6 protein-coding genes are annotated in these 6,126 nt (G+C 74.6%); 2 read left to right on the top strand and 4 right to left on the bottom strand.

What is annotated here, in order from left to right:
- The 3 genes from UWG_RS0116260 to UWG_RS0116250 all read right to left on the bottom strand — a co-directional run.
- Positions 1–1,217, bottom strand: a 1,217-nt coding sequence (locus UWG_RS0116260) for a ribonuclease D (RefSeq protein WP_033196182.1), incomplete at its 3' end; no start/stop codon positions are given.
- Between the two features lie 151 nt (positions 1,218–1,368).
- Positions 1,369–2,046 carry a response regulator transcription factor gene (locus UWG_RS0116255; RefSeq protein WP_016908281.1) on the bottom strand — a complete coding sequence of 226 codons (678 nt, stop codon included), beginning with the start codon at positions 2,044–2,046 and terminating at the stop codon, positions 1,369–1,371.
- Positions 2,047–2,288: 242 nt separating this feature from the next.
- Complete coding sequence (locus UWG_RS0116250) at positions 2,289–2,987, bottom strand: DUF3000 domain-containing protein (RefSeq protein WP_016908280.1); 699 nt, start codon at positions 2,985–2,987, stop codon at positions 2,289–2,291.
- 106 nt (positions 2,988–3,093) lie between these two features.
- Between UWG_RS0116250 and hemE the strand changes: the two genes are divergently transcribed.
- Positions 3,094–4,170 carry a uroporphyrinogen decarboxylase gene (gene hemE / locus UWG_RS0116245; RefSeq protein WP_050988589.1) on the top strand — a complete coding sequence of 359 codons (1,077 nt, stop codon included), beginning with the start codon at positions 3,094–3,096 and terminating at the stop codon, positions 4,168–4,170.
- 6 nt (positions 4,171–4,176) lie between these two features.
- Here the strand turns inward: hemE and UWG_RS0116240 are convergent, their stop codons facing one another.
- On the bottom strand, positions 4,177–5,595 hold the full coding sequence (locus UWG_RS0116240; RefSeq protein WP_016908278.1) for an FAD-dependent oxidoreductase: 1,419 nt from the start codon (positions 5,593–5,595) through the stop codon (positions 4,177–4,179).
- Between the two features lie 105 nt (positions 5,596–5,700).
- On the opposite strand from UWG_RS0116240, the gene UWG_RS30200 reads away from it, so the two are divergent.
- A partial coding sequence (locus UWG_RS30200) for an FAD-dependent oxidoreductase (protein WP_033196181.1) occupies positions 5,701–6,126 on the top strand: 426 nt, incomplete at its 3' end.

Raw genomic sequence — 6,126 nt, 5'->3', positions numbered from 1 at the left:
TCGACCTGCCACTCGCGGGCACCGTGCTCCCGCAGGAAGGCGCCGACCGCCTCGGCCGAGCCCTCGGAGGGCGGCTCCCAGCACAGCCGGCGCACGGTGTCGGGCGTCAGCAGGTTCTCCTGCGGCATGTCCAGTTCTTCGGCCCGCGCGCTGACGGCCGTCCGCGCGGCGGTCAGCCGGGCCGCCGCCACCGGGTCCTTGTCGGCCCACGCCCGCGGCGGCGGCGGGCCGCCCGACGGCTGCGCCTGCTGCGGGAGTTCGCCCTCCGCCATGCCTCGCGCGCGCTCGACGGCCGCGTACCACTCCTCGAGCTGGCGGCGCCCCATCCGCTGCCCGAACCCGGGCAGCGCGGAGAGGGCGCGCATGCTCGTCGGCATCGCGAGCGCGGCCTCGACGATCGCCGCGTCCGTGAGCACCTTGCCGGGCGAGAGGTCCCGCTGGCGTGCGACGGCGTCCCGCGCCGACCAGAGCTCGCGGACCGCGGCGAGCTGCCGGCGCCGCCGCACCTTGTGCATGCCGGACGTACGCCGCCACGGGTCCTTGCGCGGCGGCGGCACGGGCGCCGCCGCGATGGCCGCGAACTCCTGCCGCGCCCAGTCGAGTTTGCCCTGCTGCGCCAGCTCGCTCTCCAGCGCGTCGCGCAGGTCGACGAGGAGCTCGACGTCGAGTGCGGCATACCGCAGCCACGGCTCCGGGAGCGGGCGCGTCGACCAGTCGACCGCCGAGTGGCCTTTCTCCAGGGTGTAGCCGAGGACGCTCTCGACCATGGCGCCGAGCCCCACGCGGGGGAAGCCGGCGAGGCGCCCGGCGAGCTCGGTGTCGAAGATCCGGTGCGGGAGCATGCCTATCTCACGCAGACAGGGGATGTCCTGCGTCGCCGCGTGGAGCACCCACTCGGCAGGGGCGAGCACCTCGCCGAGGTGCGAGAGGTCGGGACAGGCGACGGGGTCGATGAGTGCAGTGCCCGCGCCCCCGCGTCTCAGCTGGACGAGGTAGGCGCGTTGCCCGTAGCGGTAGCCGGAGGCGCGCTCGGCGTCGACGGCGACGGGGCCAGATGCTTCTGCGAACGAACCGGTTGCTTCGGCCAGACCCTCGGCGGTGGTGGTCACGGGGGGAACACCCTCGCGCGGCGCCAGCAGGGGGACGGGACTGGAGCCCGGTGCCTCGGAGGTGGCTTGAGCTGCCTTCGTTGATGCGGTCTCTTGGGCGTCGGTCACCTGTAAAGGGTATCCGCGCACACACAATGCGAAGCGCCCGCCGACGGAACGTTACCTCGACGGGCGCCGTGCGGCCGCGGCACTGAAGCACGGCCTCTTCGTTGAGCGGAGGTTGCTTTGCGGAAGGGGAGCGGACGGTGAGGCGGGTGCCTCAGTGGATGATGCCGGTACGGAGCGCCACCGCGACCATGCCCGCCCGGTCGCCCGTGCCGAGCTTCCGCGCGATCCGCGCGAGGTGGCTCTTGACCGTGAGCGCCGAGAGCCCCATGGAGACGCCGATCGCCTTGTTCGACTGGCCCTCGGCGACCAGCCGCAGCACCTCGACCTCCCGCCCGGACAACTCGCGCTGCCCGCCCGGATGTCCGGGCCCGCCGGGCCCGCCCCCGGGCCGCCGGTGCATCCGGGCCGCGGCCGCGCCGATGGGCGCGGCACCGTGCCGGGTGGGCAGCGCACCGCCGAGGTTGGTGCGGGTACCCGTGACGACGTAGCCCTTGACGCCTCCCGCGAGGGCGTTGCGGACGGCGCCGATGTCGTCGGCCGCGGAGAGGGCGAGGCCGTTGGGCCAGCCGGCGGCCCGGGTCTCGGAGAGGAGCGTCAGGCCCGAGCCGTCGGGGAGGTGCACGTCGGCGACGCAGATGTCACGAGGGTTGGAGACGCGCGGACGCGCCTCCGCGATGGACGAGGCCTCGATCACGTCCCGTACACCGAGCGCCCACAGGTGTCTCGTCACGGTCGACCGCACACGCGGATCGGCCACGACCACCATGGCGGTGGGCTTGTTGGGACGGTAGGCGACCAGGCTTGTGGGGTGTTCTAGGAGAACGGACACCGGGCCTCCTGAGGGGGAGTGGAGGGGAGAACGGGGCGCGGCTCCTGGCGGTCTCGGGGTGAGCCGGTGCTCCGTGTGGAAGGGTCACTGACTCCTTCGGCAGCTCTCCTCGCGGCCTTTAGAGGAAGATCACGATTCGGTGACCGTAATTCCGCGGGGAGCGCGCGTATCCCCCGTGGGTGCCGCGGCCGACGTGCCCGTCGCCCGATCCCCTTGCCCGGAAAGGGAGTTGACGCGCGCCGTCAGCGGCGCTGCGGTCCGCGGCGCTGCGGGAGCTGCACGACGGAGGCGGCGCGGTCGGTGCCGGGCGCCGAGGCGTCCGGGGGGAGGCCGGCGCACTGGGCGAGCAGCTCGCACCAGGCGGCGAGGTGCGCCGCGAAGTCGGGAGGGCCGTCGTCGCCCGCCGGCAGCGGGGTCCAACTGGCGCGGATCTCCAGCGCCGTCTGCTGCGGCTTCTCCGCGAGGTCGCCGAAGAAGGCGGAGTCGGAGCGGGTGACGGTCCCGCTCGCCGCGGCGTGGCCGGCCGTGCGGGCCTCCAGGGCTCCGGTGAGCCAGGACCAGGTGACCTCGGGGAGAAGGGGATCGCTCGCCATCTCCGGCTCCGGCTCGGCGCGTGCCAGCGTCACGACGCGGAAACCGCCCTGCCAGCTCTCGCGCCCCGCCGGGTCGTGGAGGAGGACGAACCTCCCGTCGGCGAGTTCGGCCGGCTCCGCTTCCTCGTCCGGCTCCTCGTCCGGGTCGGTGACCGACGCCTCCAGGGCGTGCGCGTACGGCGCGAGTCGGCGCGGTGCCGGAAGCGGGGCGAACGCCACCCCCGCGCGCGGTGCCGCGTCCCGGAGCGCGCCGACCGCCGCTGCGAACGCGGGCGGTACGGCCTCGCCGCCGCCGGTCTCCCCTGCGCCGGAGGCGCCCCCCGCCGTCGATGCCTGAGCCGCTGTCATAGGCCGAAAGAGTAGGCGGCCGCGTCGCTCCGCGCCCGCAGGACACCCCGCCTCGATGCCGGACTCGGGCGTCGTCCGGTGCGGCGCGCGTGCGAGACTCTCCAGCGTGAACTCCCACCCCGCCGACGGCGCCGCGCCGTCCCTCCGACCCAGCCCCGCCGCGGACTCCGCGTTCCTGCGCGCCTGCCGGCGGGAGCCGGTGCCGCACACCCCTGTGTGGTTCATGCGGCAGGCAGGCCGCTCGCTCCCCGAGTACCGGAAGGTGCGCGAGGGCACGGCGATGCTGGAGGCGTGCATGCGGCCCGACCTCGTGGCGGAGATCACCCTCCAGCCCGTGCGGCGGCACGGTGTGGACGCGGCGATCTACTTCAGCGACATCGTCGTGCCGCTCAAGGCGATCGGCATCGACCTCGACATCAAGCCGGGCGTCGGTCCGGTCGTCGAGCAGCCGATCAGAACGCGGGACGACCTGGAGCGGCTCCGTCCGCTCGAGCCCGACGACGTCTCCTACGTCGCTGAGGCCGTACGCATCCTGCGGAGCGAGCTGGGGACGACGCCGCTGATCGGCTTCGCCGGCGCCCCGTTCACCCTCGCCAGCTACCTCGTCGAGGGCGGTCCCTCCCGCAACCACGAGCACACCAAGGCGATGATGTACGGCGACCCGCAGCTGTGGGCCGACCTTCTCGACCGCCTCGCCGGGATCACCTCCGCTTTCCTCTCCGTCCAGATCGAGGCGGGCGCCGACGCGGTGCAGCTCTTCGACTCCTGGGTCGGCGCGCTCTCCCTGCACGACTACCGCCGCCGCGTCCAGCCGGCCTCGGCGAAGGTCTTCTCGGCCGTCGCCGGGTACGAGGTCCCCCGCATCCACTTCGGCGTCGGCACCGGCGAACTCCTCGGCGCCATGGGCGAGGCGGGGGCCGATCTCGTCGGGGCCGACTGGCGGGTCCCGCTCGACGAGGCGGCACGGCGCATCGGCCCCGGCAAGGCGGTGCAGGGCAATCTCGACCCCGCGGTGCTCTTCGCGCCCCGCGAGGTCGCCGCGGAGCAGGCCGACCGGATCCTCGCCGAGGCCGCCGGCTTGGAGGGGCACGTCTTCAACCTCGGCCACGGCGTCCTCCCGCAGACGGACCCGGACGCGCTCACCCGACTCGTCGAGCACGTGCACGAGCGCTCGGCGTCCTGAGTCCGCCTACCCGCTGCGACCCGGCGCCTGCCCGGCCCGCACCGCCGCCGTCGCCTTGCGTGCCGCGATGAGCACCGGGTCCCAGACGGGGGAGAAGGGCGGCGCGTAGCCGAGGTCGAGGGCGGTCATCTGCTCGACGGTCATGCCCGCGGTGAGCGCGACGGCTGCGACGTCGACGCGCTTGCCCGCGCCCTCCCTGCCGACGATCTGCACCCCGAGGAGCCGCCCCGACCGCCGCTCGGCGAGCATCTTCACGCGCATCGGGCGTGCCCCCGGGTAGTAGCCGGCCCGGCTCGTCGACTCCACCGTCACGGTCTCGAACTGCAGCCCGACGTCGGCCGCCTGGCGCTCCAGCAGCCCCGTGCGCGCGATCTCCAGGTCGCAGACCTTGCTCACCGCCGTGCCGACGACGCCGGGGAAGGTCGCGTAGTCGCCGCCGACGTTGCTGCCGACGACCTGTCCCTGCTTGTTGGCGTGGGTGCCGAGCGGCAGGTGGCGCTGGCGCCCCGAGACGAGGTCGAGGACCTCGACGCAGTCGCCGGCCGACCACACGTTCCCGTACCCCTCGACCCGCATCGACAGGTCCGTCAGGATGCCTCCGTGCTCACCGACGGGCATGCCCGCGCGCTTCGCCAGCCCGGCCTCCGGCCGTACGCCGAGCCCCAGCACGACCACGTCGGCCGGGTACTCGCGCTCCGCGGTGGCGACGGCGCAGGCGCGCCCCTCCGCGTCGGTGACGATGCCGGTCACCTCGGCGCCCCTGACCGTCTCGATGCCGAAGCCCTCCATCGCCTCGCCGACGAGCGCGCCCATGTCCGGGTCGAGGGTCGACATCGGCTGCGGCTTGCGGTCGACGAGCGTCACGCGGTACCCGCGGTGGACCATCGCCTCGGCCATCTCGACGCCGATGTACCCGCCGCCGACGACCACGGCGCGGCGCCCGCCCTCCGGACGCGGCCTGCGCTCCTGCTGCTCCAGGCCGTCGAGCAGCGCCTCGCCGTCGTCGAGCGTCTGCACGCCGAAGACGCCGGGTGCCTCGATGCCCGTAAGCGGCGGCCGCAGGGGCCTGGCCCCGGTCGCCACCACGAGCGCGTCGTACCCCGTCCACGCGCCGCCCTCCGCGCCGGGCGCGGCCGTGCGCACCCGCTGCCGGTCGGTGTCGATCTCCGTGACCTCGGTGTGCAGGCGCAGGTCGATGCCGCGCTCGCGGTGCTCGTCGGCGGTCCGCGCGATGAGCGCGTCCGGTCCGTCGACGAGCCCTCCGGCCCAGTACGGGATGCCGCATGCCGAGTACGAGGTGAACCGCCCCCGTTCGAACGCGACGATCTCCAACTCGTCCTCGCCGCGCAGCCGTCGGGCCTGCGACGCCGCTGCCATCCCCGCGGCGTCCCCGCCGACGACGACCATCCGCTCCCTGCCCGCCATGGAGGGCGCTCCCTTCCGTGGGTGTCCGTACGGCGAGTCTGCCTCACGGGCGCCGTGCGGAGGCCGGGCGCCGGGTGCGGGACGGCGTCTGGGAGACTGCGGCACATGCACGTTCTTGTCATCGGAGGCGGCATTTCGGGGCTCGCCGCTGCCCACAGGCTCAGCTCGCGGGGCGTGCGCACCACCGTGCTCGAAGCCTCCTCGCGCGTCGGCGGGAAGGTGCAGGCAGGCTCCGTCGCCGGCGCAGCCGCCGTCGACCTCGGCGCCGAGTCGATGCTGGCGCGCCGCCCGGAGGCCGTCGAACTCGCCCGCGCCGCAGGGCTCGGCGAGGACCTCAGTGCCCCCGACGTCGCGGGCGGCGCCCTGTGGAACCGCGGCGAGATCCGCCCGATGCCGAAGGGCCACGTGATGGGCGTGCCCGGCGACGCCGAGGCGCTGCGCGGCATCGTCTCGCCCGAGGGTCTCGCCCGGATCGCCGAGGACGAGCGGCTGCCGCGGACCGAGATCGGTGAGGACGCGGCGATCGGCGAG

Origin of the sequence: Streptomyces xiaopingdaonensis (assembly GCF_000262345.1) — a bacterium.
In the GTDB taxonomy this organism is placed as follows: domain Bacteria; phylum Actinomycetota; class Actinomycetes; order Streptomycetales; family Streptomycetaceae; genus Streptomyces; species Streptomyces xiaopingdaonensis.
Note: the sequence above shows the minus strand (reverse complement) of the source record. Positions and strands in the feature narration are given on the sequence as shown.

What these genes read in the sequence shown, in the direction of transcription:
- UWG_RS0116250 (WP_016908280.1), bottom strand. Translation starts at nt 2,987, where the DNA reads ATGACAGCGGCTCAGGCATCGACGGCGGGGGGCGCCTCCGGCGCAGGG.
- UWG_RS0116240 (WP_016908278.1), bottom strand. Translation starts at nt 5,595, where the DNA reads ATGGCGGGCAGGGAGCGGATGGTCGTCGTCGGCGGGGACGCCGCGGGG.